The sequence below is a fragment of the Novosphingobium sp. genome (assembly GCF_024642085.1).
In the GTDB taxonomy this organism is placed as follows: Bacteria; Pseudomonadota; Alphaproteobacteria; order Sphingomonadales; family Sphingomonadaceae; genus Novosphingobium.
Map to the genome: position 1 here is coordinate 39,184 of NZ_JAHEBV010000007.1, position 24,106 is coordinate 63,289.

The 24,106-nt window shown below is 61.9% G+C and carries 28 protein-coding genes; 18 read left to right on the forward strand and 10 right to left on the reverse strand.

The genetic code is table 11. The features are described from left to right. Positions 1-2 precede the first annotated feature (2 nt). Positions 3-698 (reverse strand): hypothetical protein, encoded by a 696-nt coding sequence (locus Q0L62_RS04615; protein WP_296677088.1) that lies wholly within the window; start codon positions 696-698, stop codon positions 3-5. 136 nt (positions 699-834) lie between these two features. On the opposite strand from Q0L62_RS04615, the gene galE reads away from it, so the two are divergent. From galE to Q0L62_RS04635, 4 genes are all read left to right on the forward strand, one after another. Then, entirely contained in the window at positions 835-1,839 is a 1,005-nt protein-coding gene (gene galE, locus Q0L62_RS04620; protein ID WP_296677091.1) for a UDP-glucose 4-epimerase GalE, read from the forward strand. 69 nt (positions 1,840-1,908) lie between these two features. Continuing rightward, on the forward strand, positions 1,909-3,534 hold the full coding sequence (locus Q0L62_RS04625) for a M20/M25/M40 family metallo-hydrolase (protein ID WP_296677094.1): 1,626 nt from the start codon (positions 1,909-1,911) through the stop codon (positions 3,532-3,534). Between the two features lie 96 nt (positions 3,535-3,630). After that, positions 3,631-3,756, forward strand: coding sequence for a type B 50S ribosomal protein L36 (gene ykgO, locus Q0L62_RS04630; protein ID WP_003046794.1), 126 nt, complete (start codon positions 3,631-3,633; stop codon positions 3,754-3,756). A gap of 98 nt (positions 3,757-3,854) precedes the next feature. After that, positions 3,855-4,466, forward strand: coding sequence for an HAD family hydrolase (locus Q0L62_RS04635; protein WP_296677095.1), 612 nt, complete (start codon positions 3,855-3,857; stop codon positions 4,464-4,466). A gap of 78 nt (positions 4,467-4,544) precedes the next feature. Here Q0L62_RS04635 and Q0L62_RS04640 read toward each other — a convergent pair whose 3' ends face one another. Next, positions 4,545-4,889: a hypothetical protein gene (locus Q0L62_RS04640; protein WP_296677098.1), complete on the reverse strand. Its 345-nt coding sequence runs from the start codon at positions 4,887-4,889 to the stop codon at positions 4,545-4,547. A gap of 196 nt (positions 4,890-5,085) precedes the next feature. On the opposite strand from Q0L62_RS04640, the gene Q0L62_RS04645 reads away from it, so the two are divergent. Further along, complete coding sequence (locus Q0L62_RS04645; RefSeq protein WP_296677101.1) at positions 5,086-5,598, forward strand: helix-turn-helix domain-containing protein; 513 nt, start codon at positions 5,086-5,088, stop codon at positions 5,596-5,598. A gap of 68 nt (positions 5,599-5,666) precedes the next feature. Continuing rightward, a complete protein-coding gene (locus Q0L62_RS04650) occupies positions 5,667-5,987 on the forward strand; it encodes a hypothetical protein (RefSeq protein ID WP_296677103.1) in 321 nt (106 codons plus the stop codon). Between the two features lie 6 nt (positions 5,988-5,993). Here Q0L62_RS04650 and Q0L62_RS04655 read toward each other — a convergent pair whose 3' ends face one another. Next, a complete protein-coding gene (locus Q0L62_RS04655) occupies positions 5,994-7,502 on the reverse strand; it encodes a YifB family Mg chelatase-like AAA ATPase (RefSeq protein ID WP_296677105.1) in 1,509 nt (502 codons plus the stop codon). Between the two features lie 148 nt (positions 7,503-7,650). On the opposite strand from Q0L62_RS04655, the gene Q0L62_RS04660 reads away from it, so the two are divergent. From Q0L62_RS04660 to yihA, 6 genes are all read left to right on the forward strand, one after another. Further along, positions 7,651-8,337: an alpha/beta hydrolase gene (locus Q0L62_RS04660; protein WP_296677108.1), complete on the forward strand. Its 687-nt coding sequence runs from the start codon at positions 7,651-7,653 to the stop codon at positions 8,335-8,337. Between the two features lie 108 nt (positions 8,338-8,445). After that, positions 8,446-8,580: a 50S ribosomal protein L34 gene (gene rpmH, locus Q0L62_RS04665; protein ID WP_295530826.1), complete on the forward strand. Its 135-nt coding sequence runs from the start codon at positions 8,446-8,448 to the stop codon at positions 8,578-8,580. Positions 8,581-8,594: 14 nt separating this feature from the next. After that, a complete protein-coding gene (rnpA, locus tag Q0L62_RS04670; protein WP_296677111.1) occupies positions 8,595-8,957 on the forward strand; it encodes a ribonuclease P protein component in 363 nt (120 codons plus the stop codon). Continuing rightward, entirely contained in the window at positions 8,954-9,163 is a 210-nt protein-coding gene (gene yidD / locus Q0L62_RS04675) for a membrane protein insertion efficiency factor YidD (RefSeq protein ID WP_296677115.1), read from the forward strand. Before rnpA ends, yidD begins: the two co-directional genes overlap by 4 nt. A gap of 75 nt (positions 9,164-9,238) precedes the next feature. Next, entirely contained in the window at positions 9,239-11,005 is a 1,767-nt protein-coding gene (yidC, locus tag Q0L62_RS04680) for a membrane protein insertase YidC (RefSeq protein ID WP_296677118.1), read from the forward strand. A gap of 4 nt (positions 11,006-11,009) precedes the next feature. Continuing rightward, the gene (gene yihA / locus Q0L62_RS04685) at positions 11,010-11,648 is read left to right on the forward strand and encodes a ribosome biogenesis GTP-binding protein YihA/YsxC (protein ID WP_296677120.1); all 639 of its coding nucleotides are present in this window, start codon (positions 11,010-11,012) and stop codon (positions 11,646-11,648) included. Here yihA and Q0L62_RS04690 read toward each other — a convergent pair. Continuing rightward, complete coding sequence (locus tag Q0L62_RS04690) at positions 11,643-12,206, reverse strand: hypothetical protein (RefSeq protein WP_296677122.1); 564 nt, start codon at positions 12,204-12,206, stop codon at positions 11,643-11,645. The two genes, yihA and Q0L62_RS04690, sit on opposite strands and share 6 nt — an antisense overlap. A gap of 130 nt (positions 12,207-12,336) precedes the next feature. Continuing rightward, positions 12,337-12,756: a VOC family protein gene (locus tag Q0L62_RS04695; protein WP_296677125.1), complete on the reverse strand. Its 420-nt coding sequence runs from the start codon at positions 12,754-12,756 to the stop codon at positions 12,337-12,339. Positions 12,757-13,007: 251 nt separating this feature from the next. Here Q0L62_RS04695 and Q0L62_RS04700 point away from each other — a divergent pair, with 251 nt between their 5' ends. From Q0L62_RS04700 to Q0L62_RS04710, 3 genes are all read left to right on the forward strand, one after another. Continuing rightward, positions 13,008-13,679: a glutathione S-transferase family protein gene (locus Q0L62_RS04700; protein ID WP_296677128.1), complete on the forward strand. Its 672-nt coding sequence runs from the start codon at positions 13,008-13,010 to the stop codon at positions 13,677-13,679. A 2-nt stretch (positions 13,680-13,681) separates the two neighbouring features. Continuing rightward, positions 13,682-14,818, forward strand: coding sequence for a succinyl-diaminopimelate desuccinylase (gene dapE / locus Q0L62_RS04705; protein WP_296677130.1), 1,137 nt, complete (start codon positions 13,682-13,684; stop codon positions 14,816-14,818). A gap of 107 nt (positions 14,819-14,925) precedes the next feature. Beyond that, complete coding sequence (locus Q0L62_RS04710; protein ID WP_296677256.1) at positions 14,926-16,233, forward strand: dicarboxylate/amino acid:cation symporter; 1,308 nt, start codon at positions 14,926-14,928, stop codon at positions 16,231-16,233. Between the two features lie 3 nt (positions 16,234-16,236). On the opposite strand, the gene nth is transcribed toward Q0L62_RS04710, so the two are convergent. After that, entirely contained in the window at positions 16,237-16,887 is a 651-nt protein-coding gene (gene nth, locus Q0L62_RS04715) for an endonuclease III (RefSeq protein ID WP_296677133.1), read from the reverse strand. Further along, entirely contained in the window at positions 16,884-17,612 is a 729-nt protein-coding gene (gene dapB / locus Q0L62_RS04720; protein WP_296677136.1) for a 4-hydroxy-tetrahydrodipicolinate reductase, read from the reverse strand. Before dapB ends, nth begins: the two co-directional genes overlap by 4 nt. Before the next feature lie 35 nt (positions 17,613-17,647). Here dapB and Q0L62_RS04725 point away from each other — a divergent pair, with 35 nt between their 5' ends. Continuing rightward, on the forward strand, positions 17,648-18,364 hold the full coding sequence (locus Q0L62_RS04725; protein ID WP_296677138.1) for an NAD-dependent deacylase: 717 nt from the start codon (positions 17,648-17,650) through the stop codon (positions 18,362-18,364). Here the strand turns inward: Q0L62_RS04725 and Q0L62_RS04730 are convergent. Continuing rightward, entirely contained in the window at positions 18,350-19,123 is a 774-nt protein-coding gene (locus Q0L62_RS04730) for a HesA/MoeB/ThiF family protein (RefSeq protein WP_296677141.1), read from the reverse strand. The genes Q0L62_RS04725 and Q0L62_RS04730 overlap by 15 nt on opposite strands. Before the next feature lie 105 nt (positions 19,124-19,228). On the opposite strand from Q0L62_RS04730, the gene Q0L62_RS04735 reads away from it, so the two are divergent. Together Q0L62_RS04735 and Q0L62_RS04740 are read left to right on the forward strand one after the other, a co-directional pair. Next, on the forward strand, positions 19,229-20,926 hold the full coding sequence (locus tag Q0L62_RS04735) for a class I adenylate-forming enzyme family protein (RefSeq protein ID WP_296677142.1): 1,698 nt from the start codon (positions 19,229-19,231) through the stop codon (positions 20,924-20,926). 11 nt (positions 20,927-20,937) lie between these two features. Next, positions 20,938-21,708, forward strand: a complete 771-nt coding sequence (locus Q0L62_RS04740; protein ID WP_296677145.1) for a glucose 1-dehydrogenase — start codon at positions 20,938-20,940, stop codon at positions 21,706-21,708. Positions 21,709-21,715: 7 nt separating this feature from the next. Here Q0L62_RS04740 and Q0L62_RS04745 read toward each other — a convergent pair whose 3' ends face one another. Together Q0L62_RS04745 and dnaA are read right to left on the reverse strand one after the other, a co-directional pair. After that, positions 21,716-22,339, reverse strand: a complete 624-nt coding sequence (locus Q0L62_RS04745) for a LysE family translocator (protein WP_296677147.1) — start codon at positions 22,337-22,339, stop codon at positions 21,716-21,718. 97 nt (positions 22,340-22,436) lie between these two features. Next, positions 22,437-23,882 (reverse strand): chromosomal replication initiator protein DnaA, encoded by a 1,446-nt coding sequence (gene dnaA, locus Q0L62_RS04750; RefSeq protein ID WP_296677257.1) that lies wholly within the window; start codon positions 23,880-23,882, stop codon positions 22,437-22,439. Positions 23,883-24,106: the final 224 nt, after the last annotated feature.

The window sequence follows — 24,106 nt, forward strand, 5'->3', positions numbered from 1 at the left end:
TGTTAGCGTTTCAGGCTTTCCTCGCCGGTGCGGCCGGGAAAGCCATCGAACAGGGCTCTGGCAAGGCGCACTGCAACCGCGCCGTCATTCCATTTGTCGTCGCCTTCACGTGTGGCAATGGCGGCGCGGCCTTCCCACAGCACGGTGCCCGAAGCGCGATCGCGTATGCGCGCTTCCAGCATGGTCGACAGCAGTGCCCGCTTGGGCCTGGTTCCATCGACGTAAAGCCCCAGCCCCAGCATCGAGCCGCGGTTTGACAGCCCGACGCTCATCTCGCCGCTGACCGGCTTGCGCTTGACCTCGGCGGGCATCAGTTCGCTGCGCAGGATACGCACTTCGGCCACCTGCCCGCTTCCAGCAGACGGTGCGGTCCGATAACCTGACTGGATCAGTTCGCTTTCGACCGCCGCCTGGAACGCTGCATCCTGACGCAAGTCCGATCCGCCGCTGCCATCGGGCATCGCCACCACCGCGATCGTTCCGCTTTGCAGGGCGAAGGCTTCTTCGGCCCGGAACCGCGCCACTTCGATCTTTCCTTCGACGTTGCGGCTTGCGCGCGAACGCCAGTCGGGCTGATCGTAGCCGCGCCCAAACGTGTCATCCATGCCGCGCCACGGGCCTGCCTGGGCCAGAACCGCGGTTCCGCTCAAGGCCAGCAGAGCGGCGGCGGCAAAAGACGCTGGGCGGGACATTGGCATGGACGATCTTTCGCAGGGCAAGGCTGACAGCCAGCGCCTTACGCTTTCAGTCCCGCCACCTTGCCTTGTGATGAACGCCCCATACTGTATTGCGCCTTTTCCAAGTGTCGGCCTGAAGATCGAAGGACAGCGCCCCATGATCCCTACCCTTCCCGTTCTTGTCACTGGCGGCGCTGGCTACATTGGCAGCCATGCGGTTCTGGCCCTGACCGATGCCGGCTGGCCCGTCGCGGTGATTGACAACCTGACCACCGGTTTTCGCTGGGCAGTGCCCGACGGCGTGGCATTCTATCAGGGCGATATCGAGGATGCGGATCTGCTGGCGCGCATTTTTGCCGAACAGAAGATCGGCGCGATCATGCATTTTGCCGGATCGATCATCGTTCCCGAATCGGTCGAAAACCCGTTGAAGTATTATCACAACAACACTGCCAAGAGCCGGGCGCTGATCGCCGCTGCGGTCAAAGCCGGGGTGCCGCATTTCATCTTCAGTTCGACCGCGGCGACCTATGGGATTCCCAGGGTCTCGCCGGTTACTGAAGACAGCGAAAAGGCGCCGATCAATCCTTACGGGATGTCCAAGCTGATGACCGAGACGATGCTGGCCGATATAGCCGCGGCGCATCCCATCAACTATTGCGCACTACGCTATTTCAATGTCGCCGGGGCTGATCCGCGCGCGCGCAGCGGCCAATCCACCGCCGGGGCGACGCACCTGATCAAGGTCGCGGTTGAGGCGGCGCTGGGCAAACGCGGCCATGTCGAGGTGTTCGGCACCGATTATGCCACCCCCGACGGAACCGGCGTACGCGATTACATCCATGTCGCTGATCTGGCCAACGCACATGTGCTTGCCCTGCAGGCACTGATGGCCGATCCAGGCCGCTCGCTGACCATGAACGCGGGATATGGCCGGGGCTTCTCGGTACTCGAAGTGCTCGATGCGGTTGACCGCGTGACCAACAATCCGATCTTGCGCAAACTGTCGCCGCGCCGGGCCGGTGATCCCGATGCGCTGATATCGGACAACCGCCGGATCAAGGCGACCTTGCCGTGGCAGCCGCAATATGCCGATCTTGATACGATCGTCACCCACGCGCTGGCATGGGAACGTCGTTTGTCGGAAATCCGCGACACTTGATAGAGCGCCCTTGGCGACCGGGCTGCTTCATGGCAGCACCGCATCCATACCAGACAAGGGGCTCCATCGATGATCAAGCATGCCTTTTTTGCCGGCGCAGCCGCGCTGGCGCTGACCGCCATCTCCACCGCTGCCCATGCCGATGCCAGCGATGCCCAGATCGATGCGGTGATCGATGAAGGCCTGAACCGCAGCGAAGCGATGACCACTGCCTCGGCCCTGATGGACGGAATCGGCCCGCGCCTGACCAATTCTGAAGGCTATCGCCGCGCCGCCGACTGGGCGATCGCGCGGTTTGATTCGCTTGGCTTGCAGAACGTCCATCGCGAAGCGTTCGATTTCGGCCTGGGCTGGAACATCGACAGCTACAGCGCCCGCATGGTCGAGCCGCGCATGGTCAGCATGACCGCCATACCCGTGGCCTGGTCTCCGCCGACCAATGGTACGCTGCGCGCGCCGGTCATCGTCGCCCCGGTTGGCAATCCTGCCCGGTTCGAACTTTGGAAGCAGGAATGGAAGGGCAAGCTGGCGGGCAAGATCGTGATGACATCGATGCCCGGCAGCACGACCGAATCGGACAAGCCGGTGTTCCGCCGCCTGGATGACAAGGACCTTGGCGGCTATGACAAATACAGCCTGCCCAGCTTTGATCCCGATGCCACCGACCGCCGACTGCGCCGGGTCAACGTACCGCTGGATATCAGCCGCTTTCTGAAAGACGAAGGCGCACTGGCGATGGTCAAGATCAGCTACCGCGACGGTATGCTGGTCCACGGTGAGGGCTACAATTACCGCGCTGGCGAAACTCTGGCCTTGCCTGCCTTTGAACTGGCGGCAGAGGATTACCGCCGCCTGGTCCGCCTGGCCAAAACGGGCACCGCGCCGCAGATCGAATTGAACCTTGCCGCCCGCTATGACGACAAGGTCACCCGCGCAGAAAACCTGTTCGGCGATATCGCCGGCAGCGATCCCAAGGCCGGATACGTAATGGCCGGCGCACATTTCGATTCGTGGATCGCCGGCGACGGCGCGGCGGACAATGGCGCGGGCAGCGTGGTGGTAATCGAAGCTGCGCGCATCCTCAAACGTCTGGGCGTCAAGCCGCGCCGCACGATCCGATTTGCCCTGTGGACCGGCGAGGAACAGGGTCTGCTCGGCAGCCGCGCATATATCGAACAGCATCTGGCTACCCGCCCTGTCGATAGCAAGCTAACCGGCATCGCCGCCTATTCGGCCTGGGCCAACGCCTGGCCGATCACTCCCAAGGCGGGCTACGGCGATCTCAAGGCCTATTTCAATCTGGACAACGGCGGCGGCAAGATCCGCGGAGTCTATGCGGAAAACAACATTGCCGCCGAACCGATGCTCAAAAAGTGGCTCAGCCCGTTTGATGGTCTGGGTGCAAGCCGGGTCGTGACCAGCAAGACCGGCGGGACTGACCACGTCTTCATGCAGGCGATCGGGCTGCCCGGATACCAGTTCATCCAGGACCCGCTCGACTATGACAGCCGGGTCCACCATTCCAACCTGGATACGGTCGACCATTTGCGCGGCGACGATCTGCGCCAGGCGGCCACGATCATGGCCGCGATGCTGCTGCAGGCTGCGAACAGCGACAAGGACCTGCCGCGCCAGCCGCTGCCGGCCAAGCCCGTGCCGACCGATCCGTTTAAGGTGGCCGATCCGGATGAATAAGAAGGTGCCGGGGCGCGAATCTCTTGACTTCGCGGCCTGGCACCCATAACGGCCCCACTTCCAATTTCAGCGGGATTTGCCCGCACGAGAGAAACCATGAAGATTCGCAACAGCCTCAAGTCGCTCAAGGACCGCCACCGGGACAACCGCGTGATTCGCCGCCGTGGCCGGACCTATGTGATCAACAAGACCAACCGCCGCTTCAAGGCGCGCCAGGGCTAAACTGCTCTGGCTGGCGGGCCGGACCCGCCGGTTGCCAACGGCCCGCCTCCGCACAGGGGAGCGGGCCGCTGCCGTTTATGACCGGGAGGTATGGCGCCATGACACAGATCGAAGCGGTCGTGTTCGATGTCGGCAATGTGCTGGTGCGCTGGGATCGGCGGCTGCCTTTTGTCGGCCATTTTACTGATCCCGAAGACCTTGATCGTTTCCTTGAGGAGGTTATCCCCCTGTCATGGCACGCCGAGCACGACGCTGGCCGGCCCGCCGCTGAAATGGTGGCTGAACGCAGCGCGCTGTTCCCGGACCATGCCGCACTGATCGCCCGGTGGTTCACCCATTTTCACGAATCAGTGCCCGGGCCGGTGCCCGGTAGTCCCGAACTGGTGGAAGCCCTGCATGCCCGCGGCGTTCCGCTTTACGCGATTACCAATTTTGGCGCGGATACCTGGGCCGGATTTTCCCCGACTTTCAACTTGGCACAGCGCTTTCGCGACATCGTGGTGTCTGGGGTGGAGAAGCTGTCCAAGCCTGACCCGGCGATCTTTGCACTGGCAGCGGGGCGGTTTGGCCATGCGCCAGGGACGATGCTGTTTGTCGACGATAGTCTGCCCAATGTGGAGGCCGCCCGCGATTGCGGCTGGCATGCCCATCACTTTGTCGATGCGGACGGGCTGGAGGAAGATCTGCGCAACCGGCGCTTGCTGGCCTGATCCCACACAAAAAAGGGCCCCCGTTCAAAGGAACGAGGGCCGTTTGAGGGTGGGCTGTCAGGATGCCTGGTTTACGCTTCAGGCGGCAGCGTTGCAGTGCTGAAGGTCTTCAGCGCTGAGTTCGCCCTTGGGGGTGGCGAATTTGGTGACGGCGCCAAAAGTCTTGACGACCTGTCTGCATGTGTTGACCGCGCGCGATCCGTCGACCGGGCCGACGCAGGCATCGCCAGCGCACTTCCACAGAACGCCGTTGACGACCTTCTTGGCCGGGGCTTCAAGCCCGCTGACCAGAGTGGCGGAATAGGCATTGGTCCCCGCCTTGGCCGGCGAAACAGTCGCGCCGAAGCTGGCGATCGTGCCCGCCATGGCAAGGCCGGCGGCGAACAGCATGCGCGGCAGCGGATTCTGGGTCTGGATAATCATGGTTATTCCCCTTGTATGTCTGGAACGCAGGGACCGGCATTTCCTGGGAGGGAGGCTGTGTCGATTTGCGTTGCGAATCACTACCTATCAAGATAAGTTTTTAGTTGCAACCTGAAACTGTTCAGCGGGGCAAAGATTTTTTTGTGCAACCTTAAGCCAGATTGGTTTAGGGTCGGCCCATAGAAGAGGATCGCCAATGGGAAAGCTTCACGAACCGCTGGATTGCCAGAACTGCGGCCTGCCTGCTGCTCTTGAAGTGATGGGCGAACGTTGGTCGTTCATGATTCTGCGCGCCGCATTTAACGGCCTGCATCATTTCGAAGAGTTTCTTGGCGCGCTGGGCATTGCCCGCAACATCCTGTCGAATCGTCTGGCCCGTCTGGTCGAACACGGCATCATGAAGCGTGAGGCGCTTCCCGACGATCGCCGCAAGATCGAATATCGCCTGACAGAAAAAGGGCTTGATCTACTTCCTGCCATGCTGGCGCTGCGCCAGTGGGGAGAAAAGTACGGCGAAGGTGTGCCAAGCAATCCTGTGCTGTGCGATGTCCGAGACGGGCTGCCGATCGGCGCTATCAACATTCGCGCCCATGACAGCCGGGTCCTGGGGCCCAAGGATCTGGAATGGCGTGACCGCGCTGATGTGGGCGCAGCCATTCATAACGACGACGATGCACCGGTCCGTCCGGCGCTGAACGCATTGGGTTAGCAAGCAGCCAGACCAACGCTTACGTATTCCGGTTTGCGTTTCAGTCCATCTTCAATCACTATGCTGCAATGCAGCAAGTTCAGAAGCTACCCGATACCGACGAGCGCAAGTTCCTCGAAGCCATTGCCCGGCGTGTCCTGATCCGCGCCGACTATAATGGCGCGCAAATGCTGCTGGCCCCTCACCAACTGTTCGAACGGCACGATGAACTCTATGTGGGCGCGCTCAACATGGGCAAGGCCTGGCGCAGCGACGACGAGCGCCGGCTTGGCTTCTTCAAGCTTAAGGGCCTTGGCAACGTCAGCCTGACCGAAGATGGCTTTGAGCCGCTCGACCTTGAAGCGGCAGCTCTTCCCCGCCCCGAAGACCGCCTGCTGTTCGCGGTTTAAGCGCGGTTATGCGCGCGGCGCGGTGCGGCGATAACTGAGCGCTTCGGCCACGTGGATGCGCCCGATGCCTTCGCTGCCCGATAAATCGGCGATGGTGCGCGAAACCCGCAGCATTCGCGTATAGCCGCGCGCTGACAGGCGCATCGCTTCTGCCGCCTGCAGCAGCAGTTTGCGGCCCGGCTCGTCCGGCGTCGCGTGCGCTTCCAGCAAATCACCATCCAGTTCGGCATTGCTGCGTTTGGCCGTACCGCTAAGCCGCGCCATCTGCACTTGGCGAGCGGCAGCCACCCGTGCGGCCACTTCGGCGCTGCCTTCGGCAGGCGGCGGAAGGGCAAGGTCGGCGGCACTGACTGGATCCACCTCGACATGCAGGTCGATCCGGTCGAGCAGCGGTCCCGATACCTTTCCTTGATAATCGGCGGCGCAGCGCGGCGCGCGGCTGCAACCCAAGGCCGGATCGCCCAGATGCCCACAGCGGCACGGATTCATCGCAGCAACCAGCTGCACCCGCGCCGGAAACGTCACATGGGCATTGGCGCGGGCGACATCGACCACCCCGGTTTCGAGCGGCTGACGCAGGGAATCGAGCACGGCGCGCTGAAACTCGGGCAGTTCATCCAGAAACAGCACCCCCAGGTGCGCCAGGCTGACCTCCCCCGGTTTGACCCGCAGCCCGCCGCCGGTCAGCGCCGCCATCGAAGCCGAATGGTGCGGCGATCGGAACGGCCGGGCACGGCTGATCCGACCTTCTTCCAGCGTGCCGGCGACCGATGCGACCATCGACACTTCCAGCGCCTCTGCCGGAGACAGTTCGGGCAATATTCCCGGCAGGCACGAGGCAAGAAGCGACTTTCCCGCGCCCGGCGGCCCGATCAGCAGCAGGTTGTGCCCGCCCGCTGCGGCAATTTCGAGCGCACGCTTGGCCACTTCCTGGCCCTTGACCTGTTTAAGGTCCGGCCCGAAGCCTGGGGGATCGGCCTGACCGGGCTGCGGCGGGCTGAGCTGCTGGGTCCCCTTCAGATGATTAAGCAGGCTGACCAGATCGGGCGCGGCAACAACGGAAACGCCGCCCGCCCAGCTTGCCTCTGCCCCCTGGGCCGCGGGACAGACCAGCCCCTTGCCTGCGCTGCCGGCATGGATCGCTGCCAGCAGCACCCCGGGCGTCGCAACGATCCGCCCGTCAAGCGCCAGTTCGCCAACCGCGACGAAATCGGCCAGCTGCTCCGCATCGGTGACACCCATCGCCGCCAGCAGCGCCAGCGCTATCGGCAGGTCATAGTGCGATCCTTCCTTGGGCAGATCGGCAGGGGAAAGATTGATAGTGATCCGCTTGGGCGGCAGCGACAGGCCCATTGAAGCCAGCGCGGCATGGACCCGTTCGCGGCTTTCATTCACTGCCTTGTCGGGCAAGCCAACCAGATTGAACCGCGGCATGCCCGGCGCAATCTGGCACTGCACCTCAACACTTCGCGCCTCTAGCCCGAGATAGGCAACCGTAGAAACCAGCGCGACCACGCGTAAACCCCCGAACTAACGTATAATTACAGCGTGATGCAGGAGCGATCCCGCGCTGTCGAGGGGCGCAGCGGTAAAAGTGGCAGTAACTCGATTTTAACCGGCCTGCTTGGCAAAGCAGCAACACGCGCGGGCCGATTATGCACTGATGCGCACGCTTGCCGCCCTTCTGTTGCCGCTTCTGGCCCTGACCGTTTCGCCCGCCGCCGCGCGGGCAGCGGACGCTGGGTCTGTGGTTGTAACGGTGGAAGAGGTGGTATTCGAAAGCCAGGGGGGCTCGGAACGGATCGTGGGCGTGGCACCGCCGGCACTGCCGCGCGGCATTGCCACCTACGGTCCGTTCCGGGTGCTGGACGCTGGGCATGCCGCGCTGGTCGACGTGACCGACGCGCGCAGTCCGGCGCAATTCGGCGCGATGCTCAAGGCCCATCCCGGCATCGCCGTGATCGAAATGATCGAATGCCCTGGCACCGAAGATGACCGCGCCAACCTGCTGCTGGGCCGCATGATTCATGCCCGCGGGATAGCCACGCACGTCCCGGCAGGCGGATCTGTGCGCTCGGGCGGGGTCGAACTGTTTCTGGCAGGTGCCCGGCGCGTGGCCGATGAAGGATCTGAATTTGCCGTCCACGCCTGGGAAGACGAAGACGGCCGCGAGGCGACCGACTATCCCGCCGATGCTCCTGAAAACCGTGCCTACCTCGATTATTACCGCGAAATGGGCATGACCGCGCAGCAGGCCGCATCGTTTTATGCGATGACCAATTCAGTGCCTTTCGCCAATGCCAGGTGGCTGACCGCCGCCGACATGCGCGGCTGGGTCAGCCTGAACTAGAGCCAGGCACAGCTTGACTCCGGCACGTCCGTCACGTAACGGCGCGCCTCTGTTATTCGGTCGTCCAGATGGACGGTCTACTTGCCATAGAGATTCGAAGGTTTTGTCATGAAGCGCACTTTCCAGCCCAGCAACCTCGTTCGCGCCCGCCGTCATGGCTTTCGCGCCCGGACGGCTACGGTTGGCGGCCGCAACATTCTGCGCGCTCGCCGCGCCCGCGGACGCAAGAAGCTGTCCGCCTGAGCGAAAAGCCAAAGATGTCGGTCCTGACCAAACGGGCCGATTTTCTTGCTGCAAACCGGGGCTTGCGGGTAGCACGCCCCGGTTTTGTGTTGTTGGTAAACCGCAACGATTGCGATGCGATCCGCTATGGCATCACCGTGACCAAGAAGATCGGTAATGCCGTTGTGCGCAACCGGATGAAGCGCCGCTTTCGCGCACTGCTGCGCGAACTGTTGCCAAGCGCCGGGCTTCCCGCCCATGATCATATCCTGATCGGCCGCGACGGCGGGGTCGAACGAGAGTTTGCCAAACTGCGCGAGGAACTGGCCATGGCGCTTTTGCGCGCGGCGCAGGGCAAGGGCGATCCGCCCCGCCGCCCCAGAACCGGCCCGCGATGAAACAGCTGCTGATCCTGATCGCCCGGGGCTGGCAACTTGGCCCATCACGGATCTTGCCATCAAGCTGCCGTTTCGCCCCGTCCTGCTCGCAATATGCGATCGAGGCCTGGAAAAAGCACGGGGCGATTAAGGGTAGCTGGCTGGCGGCGAAGCGTATACTGCGCTGCCATCCGTGGGGTGGGCACGGCCACGATCCGGTGCCGTAACCCGCGCGGCCCGCTTGATCGTAATGCGCTTTCCCCCAATCTGACCTGCAACGACCGACAATACAGGACGCCTTCGTGGACAAGACCAATTCGCGTAACATCATCCTGGCCGTAGTGCTGACCGCGCTGCTGCTGTTCGGCTGGGATGCCGGGGTGCGCTATTTCTACCCGCAGGCGAACAAGCCCAAGCCCGCGCCCGTTGCCGCCGCATCGGCGCCGTCAGCCGCCGCTCCGGCCAAGCCGACGCGCGAAGGCGGGCTGACCAGCGCGGCCGATCAGGCGCTTGAAGCGCGTGATCTCAAGGCTGCGCTCAACCCTGCCGGCCGCGTGCCGATTGCGGCACCGGGACTTTCGGGATCCATCAACCTTACCGGCGGCGTGGTCGATGACCTGACGCTCAACCGCCATACCGCCGCGATCGACAAGAACAGCGGACCACAGCGGATCTATTCGCCCGCCGGGACGCCTGCGCAGGAATATGCGCAGTTTGGCTTCCTGGGCCAGGGCATCGGCGCACCCAATGCCGGCACGGTGTGGACTGCGCCCCAAGATGCAAAGCTGACCCCGCAGACCCCGGTCACCCTGACCGCCAGCAACGGCACTGGCCAGACCTTTACACTGACCTACGCGATCGACGCCGATTACATGATTACGGTTACCCAGACCGCTGCCAATACCGGCACCGCGCCAGTGGTGGTAAAGCCCTATGCACTGCTCAGCCGGACCAACAAGACCGCCAGCATCGACAGCTTCAACGTGCATTCCGGCCCGTTCGGCGCCTTTGACGGCAAGGTCAGTTTTGGTCCGAATTACAAGGATGTTTCCGAGGCACAGCAACAGGCCAATCCCGGCAAGACCAACTGGGTCGGTTTCACTGACATCTACTGGATGTCGGTGCTGATCCCTGACGCTGCCGGGGCGATCAGTGATTTCCGCAGCCTGGGCGCGGGCCAGTTTCGCGCCGATCTGGTCTATGGCGATATCGCCGTGGCGCCTGGCCGGCAGATCACCCGCACCACGCGGCTTTATGCCGGGGCCAAGGAATCCACTGTGCTCGACCGCTATGAAGATGCGGGCGTCACCAACTTCGGCCTGGCGATCGACTGGGGCTGGTTCAGCTGGTTTGCCCGTCCGATCTTCTGGCTGCTTAAGGCCCTGTTCGGCGCGGTCGGCAATTTCGGCGTGGCGATCATGCTGCTGACGGTGATCGTCAAAGGCATCATGTTCCCGGTATCACAGCGCCAGTTCGCCTCGATGGCGGCGATGAAGGCGATCCAGCCCAAGATGAAGGCGCTTCAGGACCGCTACAAGGACGACAAGCCGAAGGCCCAGGAAGAGATCATGAAGCTCTACAAGCAGGAGGGCGTCAATCCGCTCGCCGGATGCTTGCCGATCTTCCTGCAGATCCCGGTATTCTTTGCCTTGTACAAAACCCTGATCCTGTCGGTCGAAATGCGCCATCAGCCGTTCGTGCTGTGGATCAAGGACCTGTCTGCGCCCGATCCGGCGCATGTGCTCAACCTGTTCGGCCTGCTCAACTTCACCCCGCCGGCATTCCTTGGCATCGGGGTACTGGCCCTGCTGCTGGGCGTGACGATGTACTACCAATTCAAGCTGAACCCGGCGCAGATGGATCCCGTCCAGCAACAGATGTTCGCGATCATGCCGTGGGTGATGATGTTCATCATGGCGCCGTTTGCGGCTGGCCTGCTGCTTTACTGGATCACCAATAACGTGCTGACCATTGCGCAGCAGACGTATCTCTATTCCAAGCACCCGCAAATGAAGGCGCAGACCGATAAGGACGCGGCCGACGCCAAACGCGCCAAGGCCAAGGCCTGATCCGGTGGACGAAGCCGAAGTCCTCGCCGAACAGGCGCGCCGCCTGTTTGCAGGGCGTGTCGAGTTCCTCAAAAGTGCGCCCGGGCTGCAGTTTCTGCCCGATCCTGATTTTCCGGAACTGGCCTTTGCGGGCCGCTCCAACGTCGGCAAGTCCAGCCTGATCAACGCCGTGACCGGGCGCAAGGCGATCGCCCGCGCCTCGGTCACGCCGGGCCGGACACAAGAGCTGAACTTTTTCGACGTCGGAGAACCGACCAAGCTGCGGCTGGTCGACATGCCCGGTTACGGTTTTGCCAAGGCACCGATCAAGGTGGTCGATGCCTGGAAGCGGCTGGTCCGCGATTTCCTGCGCGGCCGCGCAGTGCTCAAACGCACTCTGGTGCTGATCGACAGCCGCCACGGGGTGAAGGACGTCGACCGCGACATGATGAAGATGCTGGATGAGGCCGCCGTGGGCTATCGCCTGGTCCTGACCAAGGCGGACAAGATCAAGGCAAGCGAACTGGAAACGGTCCTGATCGCAACCCAGGCCGAAGCGCGCAAGCATTCCGCAGCCTTTCCGGTGGTCCATGTGACGTCCAGCGAAAAGGGCATGGGCATTGCGCAGTTGCGCGCGGCGATCCTTGAAGACGCGGCGCTATGACCCGGAACGCTTGAGCACGGTGCGATTGCGGGGCAGCCATTCGTCCTTGCCATCATCCACCGGGTTGACCTCTTTCACTGTGATCATCGAATTGCCGGAACGAGTGGTTGTTTCGCGTACCTGGGCCATGCCATCGCCGTCGCGTCGCAGCTCGGTTTCCACCAGGATCCAGTGCCGCAGGTCCGTTGCAGGCTGCGGCTGGATAAGCCGGGCAGTGCCGCTGTCCAGGGGCCGGCCTTTTCGCGCGATGGCATAAGCGATAGCCGCGCTGGCCAGATCGACCTGCCTTACCGTCGTAATCCAGACCAGACCTGTCTGCGGACCGTCATCGAACTCGGCAGTGCGGACGGTGGTCACGCCGTCGCGCTGAGCGACCACAGAAACGCGAACGGGTAGTCCTTGCCACGCGTTGCTCTGGTAATCGCGGTATTGCAGTTCGCCGCGCCATTTGCCGGCTGTGCCCGCCAATAACTCATCAGGAGAAAGCGGGGCCTGGCCCGATACAGGCTGGGCCAGCACGACCAAGGTGGCAATGCCGCTGATAACGGATCGGAACATGTCGGCTACCTTTCGCAAATGGGAAAAAGACCGCCTGATCGGCAGCCCGCCCTTTGCATTTGCCGGGGGGCGCGGTCGCCTCATTCCAGCGCAACTTCATCTTTTTCAGGATTTGAGACGCGTCAGATCGCTATCGGGCAAACAGCTGGCCCAGATCGGCAAAGGCTTTCATCTCGATCGCGTTGCCCGATGGATCGCGAAAGAACATCGTGGCCTGTTCGCCCGGTTCGCCGCGAAAACGGACGTAGGGTTCGATGTCGAACCGGGTGCCAGCTGCTTTGAGCCGCGCGGCCAGATCTTCCCAGTCCTTCAGCGCCAGAACGATACCGAAATGCGGCACCGGCACGCCGTGCCCGTCAACCGGGTTGGTACCGGCGTCTGCGGCGGCCTCACCGGTGCAGTGCGCCACTATTTGATGGCCATAAAAATCAAAGTCGATCCACTGGTCGCTGCTGCGCCCTTCGGGACAGCCCATGACCCCGCCCCAGAAGGCACGTGCCTCAGCCAGATCGCGGACGGGAAAGGCAAGGTGGAAAGGACGCAGGCTCATGCGCTTACTTGGACCGATTCGTCTTTCCTACACAAGCGTCATTCCCGCATGGCATCGCGATGCTCCTGCGCCGCCCCAAACCTGTCCGCACCCGTATCCCGAACGCCCATATGCAAAACGGGCGCTGCACCTTGCCCCAGCCGCTTTGCCCGGCACGCGGCGGGGTCCCGTTTCTTCCGCATGGACACTGTGATTTCTGTGATCATGTTCAGCCTCGACAGGATAAACCTGAACGGTTACGGGTCCGTGGCATGAAGCTGATCCTGGGCAACAAGAACTATTCAAGCTGGTCGCTGCGCGGCTGGCTGGCGGCCAAGCAATCGGGTCTTCCCTTTGAAGAAATCATGGTACCGCTTTACGGCGATGATTGGGACGAGCGCAAACGCGACAATGATGCGATCGCGCCGTCATCGGGTAAGGTCCCGGTGCTGTGGGACGGCGACGCGGTGGTATGGGACAGCCTGGCGATCATCGAGTACCTTGCCGACAAGGTCGGGCGTGACCGGTTCTGGCCCAAGGGCGATGCTGCCCGGGCCATGGCCCGGTCGATGGTCGCTGAAATGCACAGCTCCTACCTCGCGCTGCGGCGCGAATGCCCGCTCAACGTGCGGCGCCGGGTTGAAGGCGCGCAAATCAGCGAAGCGGCCAAGGCCGATGTGGTGCGCATCCTGACCCTGTGGGCCGAAGCCCGCGCCCGCTTCGGCCAAGGCGGACCATTCCTGTTCGGCACCTTTTGCGCCGCAGACATCATCTATGCCCCGGTAGTGAGCCGATTTATCAGCTATGGCATCGGGGTGCCCGGCTTTGCCCTCGCCTATATGGAAGCAGTGTGGGAGCACGAGTGGATGCAGGCCTGGGTCTCCGCCGCTGAAGCCGAGGACTGGACCATCGAACAGTTTGAGACCGAGCCGGCGCGCCGTTAATCGTGACTACCGCGCCGCCCCCCGTCCTTCCCCTGGCCGAAGCCCTGATTGCCTGCCCCAGCGTAACCCCGGCAGCTGGGCTGGTGTTCGATTGCCTGGAAGGCCAATTGGCTCCGCTGGGTTTTGCAGTGCACCGCTTTCATGCGGGTGAGGCGCCCGATGGTCCGGTAGAAAACCTGTTCGCAATCCGCACGGGGCCTGAAGGTACCCGGCACTTCGCCTTTGCCGGCCATGTCGATGTTGTGCCGCCCGGCGAAGGTTGGGCCAGCGCGCCCTTTGCTCCCGAAGTGCGCGGCGATCTGCTCTATGGCCGCGGCGCGGTCGACATGAAGGGTTCGATTGCGGCAATGGTTGCTGCGGCTGCCGCGATACCCGCTGAAGCCGGCACGATCAGTTTCATCATCACCGGGGATGAGGAGGGCCCGGCGCGGTTCGGCACGGTCGCGCTGATCGAACACATGCGCGGACTGGCGTTCATCCCTGACCTGTGCCTGGTGGGGGAGCCGACCAGCGTCAACCGGCTGGGTGACATGATGAAGATCGGGCGGCGCGGCTCGGTCAACATCTGGCTGGAGGTTGAGGGCAAGGAAGGCCATGTCGCCTATCCGCATCTGGCAGACAACCCGATTACCCGGCTGATCAACATGCTTGCTGAACTCAAGGCCATGCCGCTGGACGATGGCAACACCTGGTTTCAGCCTTCAAATCTTGAAATTACCGATGTGACCGTGGGCAATCCTGCAACCAACGTCATCCCCAGCCGGGCCGCCGCGCGCCTGTCGATCCGTTTCAATGATGAACATACCGGGCAGGAACTGGCCGACCGCGTCATTGCCATTGCGGCAAAGCACGGCGGCACCGCACGCCCGGTTATCTCGGGCGAAGCGTTCATCACCCCGCCTGGTGTGTTCAGCGCGATGATTGCCGATGCGGTCGAAGCCGAAACAGGTTCGCGCCCCGAAGCCAGCACGACCGGCGGGACCAGCGACGCGCGCTTCCTCAAGAACCTGTGCCCGGTTATCGAGTTCGGGCTGTGCAACGCGACCATGCATAAACGCGACGAAGCGGTGGCAGTTGATGATCTGGATACTCTGGCGCGGATCTATGCCCGGATAGCCAGGGCTGCGTTGGCGGGCTGATTGCATTCGCCGGATCACGCGTTACCATCGCCGGCAAGATTGTTACAAGACGGGGAGCAAGCATCATGGCAGAACGGCGATCGGCAATAGGCTGGCTGCTCCACGTGTTGAGCGTCCACCTGACCCGCTGCATCATGATCGGGCTGGCGCTGGGAATCGTGGTCGGCTGGATGGTCAACCAGGGCCTGCTTGCCAGTATCGCCACCAATGAAACCTGGGCACGCAGTTTTCAGGTACTTTCGACCATCTTCCTCAACCTGATCAAGATGCTGGTCGCACCGCTGGTGCTGGCCACGATCATTTCCGGGCTGGCCCATATGGGCGATAGCGCCGCTGTTGGCCGGATCGGATTCCGTGCGATTGTGTGGTTCATCATCGCCAGCTTCATTTCGATCAGCCTGGGCCTGCTGATGGTCAACCTGTTTCAGCCTGGTGTCGGGGTTGATCTGACCGCCCCGACCCAAGCCGTGGGCGAGGTGAAGAAGCTCGATATGTTCGAGTTTATCGAACACGTATTTCCAAAGAATATCATCACCGCCATGGGCGAAAACAACGTTCTGCAAGTGCTTGTTTTCGCGCTGTTTGCCGGGATCGGCCTTACCGCCATCGGCGAAAAGGGCAAGCCGCTGGTCCGTGCCGCCGAAGCCCTGGCCGAACTGATGCTGCAAGTGACCGGCTATGTCATGCGGTTTGCCCCGTTCGCGGTGTTTGGCGCACTGGCCAAGGTGGTGGCGGAAAACGGCCTGGGCATCCTCGTCACCTATGCCAAGCTGCTGGGTGAGTTCTACTTTTCGCTCGGCTTGCTGTGGGCGTTCTTGCTGGGCATCGGCTTCGTCTTCCTGGGCACGCGCGTGCTGATGCTGGTGCGCTATGTCCGCGAACCCGTGCTGATTGCCTTTTCCACCGCCAGCAGCGAAGCGGCCATGCCCAAGTTGTTCGAACAGCTTGACCGGTTCGGCGTGCCAAGGCGAATTTCGGGCCTGATGGTGCCGCTGGGCTACAGCTTCAACCTTGACGGGTCGATGATGTACGCCAGCTTCGCAACAATCTTCATCGCCCAGGCCTATAACGTTGTACCTGATATAGGCACCCAGATCCTGATCCTGCTGACCCTGATGATCAGTTCGAAAGGCATTGCCGCAGTTCCCCGCGCCAGCCTGGTGGTGATCGCGGCCACGCTTGCCATGTTTGACTTGCCAGTCGAAGGAATCGCGCTGGTACTGGCCATCGACCAGTTCCTGGATATGGGCCGCACCGCTACCAACGTGCTGGGCAATTCGGTAGCAACGGCCGTGATCACCAAGTGGGAAGGCATGCTCCAGCCCCCGTTCGATCCCGACATGGACGAGCCCGACGCGCCCAGCCAGACGCCCGAGCATGGCAAGCGCGGACTGCATCTTGATCCGCGGCAGTAACTGTCAGCCAGGGCGCACGGGCTCGCTGCTTTTGGCCTTGAATACGCAAAGGTCGGCCACCGGGCAGCGCCAGCATTCGGGCCGCCGCGCTTTGCAGATGTAGCGGCCGTGCAGGATCAGCCAGTGGTGCGCGCCAATGCGGAACGGGGCGGGCACTTTCTTTTCAAGTTGTTTCTCCACTGCCAGCGGGGTCTTGCCCCTGGCCAAACCCGTCCGGTTGCCAACGCGGAAAATGTGGGTATCGACAGCAAACGTCTCGGCCCCGAAGGCGCAATTCATCACCACGTTGGCGGTCTTGCGGCCAACTCCCGGCAAGGCGGTCAGGGCATCGCGGTCCGCGGGAACCGCGCCCGCGTAATCGCGCACCAGTATCTCAGAGAGGGCGATGACATTCTTGGCCTTGCCGTTGAACAGACCGATGGTCTTGATGTGCTCTTTCAGTCCATCGACCCCCAGCGCCGCCATCTGCGCAGGGGTGGTCACATCCCGGAACAGCGCCCGGGTCGCCTTGTTGACGCCCACATCGGTGGATTGCGCTGACAGCACTACGGCGACCAGCAGCTGAAAGGTGTTGCTGAATGCCAGCTCGGTTTGGGGGGACGGGTTATCCTCGGCAAGGCGGCGAAAAAACTCGAACGTGTCGGCCTTGGTCAAAGCCCCAGCACCTGTGCCATGGTATAGCGTCCGGCGTCCCGGCCGATCAGCCACTGCGCCGCACGAACGGCCCCTTTGGCAAAGATACGGCGATTTTCGGCCAGGTGCGACACGGCAATCCGCTCATCGTCACCCAGAAAGTTGACCGTGTGATCGCCTGCCACGGACCCCCCGCGCAGACTTGCAAAGCCGATTGCGCCCGCAGTACGCGGACCGGTCATGCCGTCGCGCCCTCGCTCGCTGGCCGATGCCAAATCGATTCCGCGTCCCTGCGCTGCGGCTTGGCCCAGCAGCAGCGCCGTTCCTGACGGTGCGTCTACTTTCATGCGGTGGTGGGTTTCGGAGATCTCGATATCCCAACCCTCGCCCAATCGGCTTGCCGCCTCGCGCACCAAATGCGCCAACAGGGTCACCCCCAGCGAAGTATTGCCAGTTTGCAGCACGGCCACCTGCTCAGCCGCGTTGTCGCACAGGAAATGGTGGCGTTCTTCCAGTCCCGTTGTGCCGATCAAGATCGGAACCCGCGCCGCAACCGACGCATCAAGGTTTGCTTCCAGCGCGTGGGGGCTCGAAAAATCGACCAGCACATCACTGGCAGCAGCAAGCGCGCCGACATCGTCACCCATGTCGGCCCCGCCGGCGAACACATCGCCTCCAGCAGCAATCGCCTCGGCGAGTGCCTGCCCCATGCGCCCGGCGCTGCCAATGATGCCGATCCGTGCCATTGAATGTCCCCTTCAAGCCGTGCTTCATGGGCGACATGAACCGAATCCGCAATATCGTGATCCTGACTGGAGCGGGCGTGTCTGCTGAAAGTGGCATCGACACCTTTCGTGCCGGTACCGATGGCGGTCCCAGCCTATGGGAGCAGCACCGCATTGAAGACGTTGCAACGCCTGAAGGCTTTGTCCGTGATCCCGATCTGGTCCACCGGTTCTACGACATGCGCCGTGCCGCCATTCAGCAGAAGCAGCCCAACGCTGCGCATATGGCACTTGCCCGGCTGGACGCTGTCTGGACGGACAATCTGCTGATTGTCACGCAGAACGTCGATGACCTGCACGAGCGCGCCGGCGCACGCCGCGTCCTGCACATGCACGGCGAGCATCTTAAAGCATGGTGCACCGCCTGCAGGTCACGCAGCGCTTGGCGTGAAGCTCTGTTCGGACGGCCCCCCTGCCCCGTGTGTCAGTCGCGGTCACTGCGGCCCGATGTGGTCTGGTTCGGCGAGATGCCCTACGAAATGGACCGGATCCATGCTGCCCTGCTCGATGCCGATCTGTTTGTCAGCATCGGCACGTCTGGCGCGGTTTATCCTGCTGCCGGATTCGTCCGTAACGCCCGTGATCTGGGTGCGCAAACGCTCGAACTAAATCTCGAACCTAGCCAAGGTTCAGCCATGTTCCATGAAACGCGCCTGGGCAAAGCGGGCGATCTGGTCCCAGCCTGGGTAGCGGAGATATTAGGCGGCGGGTGAACAGCCTCTGCACGAAGGATCTTTGGTGATCCGCATCGTGCGCATGGCCGGCGCGAGCCCTTCGATCACGTGCAGCTTGCCCCATTGCGGATCGCCTAGCGATGCGTTTCCTTGTAGCAGTACGCGGATAGCCTGCATCGCTGCAAAGGCACCTATCATTCCAGTCATGGCCCCCAGCACACCGTCGGCAGCGCAGGTATCGCAATCGTCCACATCAAAGGCGTCGCCAACAAAGCAGCGATAGCAGCTTTCACCCGGCAAGTGACCGGCAAAGTTCGCGACCTGCCCCTGGAAGCGCCCGATTGCCGCACTTGTCAGCGGAATGCGAAGCGTAACGCAAGCATCCGACACCGCCAGACGCGTCGCGAAATTATCACATCCATCAAGGACCAGGTTCACACCCTCAAGTATCCGCCCAGCGTTGTTGCCATTTATCCGCCCGCTATGCGCGCGGACATCAAGTCTCTGATCAAATCGCCGGACCCACTGCGCGGCAAGCTCAGCCTTCGGCTTGCCGACATCGGCGGGGGTGAATACCGTCTGGCGTTGCAGATTGCTGGTCTCGACATGGTCATCGTCGATCAGCAGCAATGTACCCACACCTGCTGCGGCAAGATATTGCAGCGCGGGTGACCCAATTCCGCCGCATCCGACCAGCGCGACCGCCGACTTGGCTAAGGCAATCTGTCCCGCCCCGCCAACTTCGGGCAGCACTATGTGGCGTGCAAAGCGGTCAAGGCGGTCCGGCGGAAGCGTCATACGAGCCGCCTTACGCATAATCGCCGCGTGAGGCGAGACTATCGCTGCTTGCCCCATTGGCTCGTCTGCGGCATGCCTGTCACAAAGAATAAGACGGGATGAGCGATGCACTATGCCGAGCTGCGTCAAGCGCGCGCGGAACTGACCGGACCGGGCGGCCAGTTCGAAATTGTCAAAGAGGATATCCTGGGCAATCAAATCCTAGGCTACAAGAATGCCCCGTCTTCGGTGCGCGAACTGTGGCTGGCCTCGGCCGTCTTCGCTGACCGGACCTATTTGGTGTATCAGGACGAGCGGTTAAGCTATGCCGAGGCGCATAAGCAGGTCGCGGCCGTGGCTGCTTGGCTGTGGAACCAAGGCGTCCGTGCAGACGACCGCGTCGCTATTGCCATGCGTAACTATCCCGAATGGATGATAATTTACTGGGCCTGCGCCTGCATAGGCGTAGCGGCTGTGGGGATGAACGCATGGTGGACAAGCGAAGAAATTGATTATGCGCTGAAGGATGCTGATCCCAAGGTGCTGTTCTGCGATCAGGAACGCCTGACTCGTATTCGCGAAAGCGGCGATATTGCCGCAGCTTTGCCGCTGGTTGGCGTCAGGGTGACCGGCCACGCAGAAGGCGTAACCGATTGGAGCGAGGTACTGGCCCAGTCCGGCTCTATGCCTGCAGTGACGGTCGATCCCGATTCGGATGTCTGCATTTTCTACACCAGCGGCACAACTGGCTTTCCCAAGGGTGCGCAGTTGACCCATCGCGGCTGCGTGGCAAACCTCATGAACCTGCTGTATGCCGGGCTTTCGACTGCGACGGCCATGCAGCACGCCACCGGTGACCCGATCCCTGCCGATCCGCCGTTGCCGGTCACTCTGATCACGACGCCGCTGTTTCACGTTACCGCCAACAATTGCGGCGCCTATCCGGTGACAGCACTAGGCGGCACAATGGTGTTGATGTTTCGCTGGGACGCGGGTGAAGCTTTGCGCCTTATCGAACGCGAAAAGGTCACCACAATGAGCGGCGTGCCGATAATGGCGCGTGAAGTGATCAGCCACCCCGATTTCGCAAAACACGATACATCCAGCCTGCTCGCTTTGTCCGGCGGCGGTGCCCAGGTGCCGCCCGACCAAGTGCTGGAGATTGACCGCAAAGTGCCTGGCGCGCGGCCGACTACCGGCTATGGCATGACCGAAACTTGTGGGGTTATCACCTCAAACGGCGGCGATTTCTTCGTCGACCGGCCAGACAGTGCCGGACCAGCGCTGCCCAATTTTGAAACCCGCCTCGTCGACGATGACGGCAGCGAGGTAGCGCCGGGCGAAGCAGGCGAATTATGGGTTCGCGGATCTTCTGTAATCAAGGGCTACATCAATCGACCCGAAGCCACCGCAACCACGATCACCGATGGCTGGCTCCACACCGGCGACGTCGCCCGGATCGACGAGAACGGGTTCATTTATATCGTCGACCGCAAAAAGGACATCATCATCCGGGGCGGCGAAAACGTCAGCTGTAGCGAGGTCGAGGCCAGCCTGTATCGCCACGCAGCGATCGCCGAATGCTGCGTGTTCGGGGTGCCGGACGACCGAATGGGCGAAGAAATCGCCGCCGCCGTGGTGCTCAAGCCTGGTCAGACTGTCGATGCAGCTATGCTGGCGGATCATTGCGGCGTGCATCTTGCCAAGCACAAGGTTCCCCGCCACGTCACCTTTTTCACCGATCCGCTGCCGCGAAACGCCAGCGGGAAGTTCCTGCGCAAGGACCTGCGCGACATTTTGAGCCGGGAACTCAACAAGGTATAAGGACCGGGTGGATGGCTGATCTGGATGGACGCTTCGCACTGGTTACCGGCGCCTCACGCGGGCTAGGCGAGGCCGCCGCACGGGCACTGGCAGCGGCAGGAGCCAAAGTCGCGGTCACAGATCTGGCGGCGCCGCTTGATCTTGCTGCCGAAATCGGCGGTATTGCCCGTGCCCAAGACGTGACAAGCGAAACCGGCTGGGACGAAACCATTAGCTGGATTCGCGCCGAGTTCGGCGGGCTAGACGTACTGGTAAACAACGCAGGTCTCTGGTTATTTAGACTGATTACAGAAACTAGCTTGGACGACTGGCGCCGACTGCACACGGTCAATGTCGAGGGCGTATTCCTGGGTACCCGGGCAGCTATCCCTTTGCTTGCCGAGCGCGCGCACCTGTGGCGCGGAGGTACTTCAATCGTCAATATGTCCTCGGTCGCCGGGATCGAGGGTGCGGCTGGTGCGACCTGCTACAATTCGACAAAAGGTGCGGTGCGGCTATTTACCAAGGGTTGCGCCAAAGAACTCGCGGCATCCCGTATCAGGGTCAACTCGATTCACCCTGGAGTGATAGACACCGCGATGGGCCGCAATTTAATTGATGATTTTGCGGGGGCCCTAGGCGTAGGTAACAACGAAAGCCTTAATAACGTAGCCGCGCTACATCCCCTTGGTCACTTGGGCGAGGCGCAGGATGTAGCCAACGCAGTCGTCTATCTGGCGTCGGATCGCGCAGCGTTTTCTACTGGAAGCGAACTGGTGGTCGACGGCGGCTTTACTGCCTGATCGTAGCTTAGCGCTGCGCGAACGCCAGGCGCAGTCCGAATCCGACAAGGACAAAACCCGTCATCCGGTCCAGCCAGCGTATCACGGCCGGGCGGCGCATGACCTGAGCCAACGGAACGGTAGCCGCGATGAGAATGCCGAACCAGGCTAGACCAAGCAGCACATGGACCACGGCAAGCAAGAATGTGCCCAGAGCGACAGACATTCCAACCGGCACGAACTGCGGCAGGAAGGTAACATAAAAAACACCGATCTTTGGGTTCAGCAGATTTGTCGCCAAACCCTTGTGAAAGGCGCTGCCATTGCCGACTGGCTGGACGCTGGAATTGCTAACCAGTCCGCTTCGCGGACGGATCACCAAGGCAATGCCGAGCCAAAGAAGATAGGCCGCCCCTGCTAACTTGACCATGGTATAGGCCAGCTCCGATGCGCGAAGCACTGCCCCCAATCCCAGAGCTACTGCTGCGCCCCAGACCAGACAGCCCACGCCGATGCCCGCCGCCGTTAAGGCCGCCGCGCGCCGGCCCTCAATCGTGGCGGCGCGCAAAACCATCGCGGTGTCCGCCCCTGGCGTCACGGTCAGGATGGATACAGCTCCCAAGAACGCCAGGAAGAGCGGCAAATCTTTCATCTAGCCTGCCTGACGGAGAAATCGCGACTGTGAGCAGACCTGTCCATAATGCTGTTGATGAGTGGTGGACGATCACGCGAAATGCCGCGGAGGAGTTTCAGCTTTCGAGCTGGCGTAACAAGCTACGAACGTCGCCGTCCATATCGGCATCGCGCGTGCGCAAATCCTCAATCAGGCGAACTGCATGGATCACGGTGGAATGATCACGACCGCCGAACTTACGGCCAATTTCAGGATAGCTGCGCGGGGTCAGCACCTTAGCGAGGTACATTGCCACCTGGCGCGGGCGGACCACAGCGCGAGCGCGGCGTTTTGACGACATTTCAGTCCGGTCCACGCGATAAAATTGACAAACAGTACGCTGAATTTCGTCGATCGTTATCCGGCGGCGGTTAGCCGAAAGGATATCGGTAAGCTGTTCTTCGGCCAACTGAAGCGAAACGGCTTGGCCCGTCAGCTGCGCATAGGCGATCAGCTTGTTGAGGCCGCCAACCAGTTCGCGCACGTTGCGGTTTATGGTCCGGGCCAGAAACTCAATCACGTCAGCCGGCACATTGGTCGGGCTGAAGCGCTGCAGGCGATGTTCCAGGATCGAGCGACGCAATTCGATGTCAGCTGGCTGAATATCGGCAACCAGTCCCATCGACAGGCGCGAAAGTAGCCGCTGCTCTACTCCGTCAAGCGCCTGGGGCGCGCGGTCGGCGGCAAAAACCAGGCGCTTGCCTTCGGCCAGCAAAGCATCGATCGTGTAGAGCAGCTCTTCCTGAGCGCTAGCCTTGCCGATGATGAACTGAATATCATCGACGAGCAGCAGATCGAAACCGCGCAGCCGCGCCTTGAACTCGATCGTCTGATTCTGGCGCAAGGCCTGAACAAACTCGACCATGAAGCGTTCGGCGCTGCAATAGAAGATCCGCGCCCGAGGATGGGCGGCGAGATAGGCATGGCCTATGGCATGAAGCAGGTGCGTCTTACCCTGACCCGTTGCTGCTTTAAGATAAAGTGGGGCGAACTGCGGGGTTTCCGTAGCTGCCATGCGCTGCGCAGCATTGGCGGCCAATACGTTGGCCGCGCCGCTCACAAATGTTGTAAAGGTCAGCGATGGGTCGAGCCCGATCGAGGCCATGCCAAGCCCGTTGGCACCCAGCCCGCCCAGTTCGGCCGCGCCCATGCCCAAGGCATCGCCGGGCTGTGACAGCATCGCCCGGTCGTTGGCAGGACGTCGCACACCGTCTTCGCGACCAAGACGCAGGCCGGTCAGCGCACGGCGGCTGGGCATCACGGAGATACGGACGTGGCGTACATCCGGGCGCGCGATCTTCCAGGCCAGCGAAAGGCGGTCTAAAAAACGGTCAGCCACCCAGTTTGCTGAGAACTCGGTCGGAAGGAACATATCCAACGTCCCAGTTTCCTTACAGAAGGTGCCCAATTGGATCGGTTTGATCCACTGGCTGTGCAACTGGTGACCCAGATCCTTGCGCAGCCCCTGGCTGATGTCAGCCCAATCCGCAGCAAGATCGAGCGCTTCCTGTTCTTCCATCATGCGCCCTACATCGTTCCTGTTTCCGTCCACCGCGTTGCCGCGTTGTCCGCCAATACCAGTGCCATTCACTTGGTACGCCCCCAAAGTTAGTTCTGTCCTGCCCCATACGGCCACGCCGCATAAGGTAACCCATCACCAGCTGCCCAAGCCGATGCGTGCATTCGCGATTTTTTGTGATGCCCTGCACGAAGAACCCGTGCCGGACAGTTGTTGTGTTATGGACG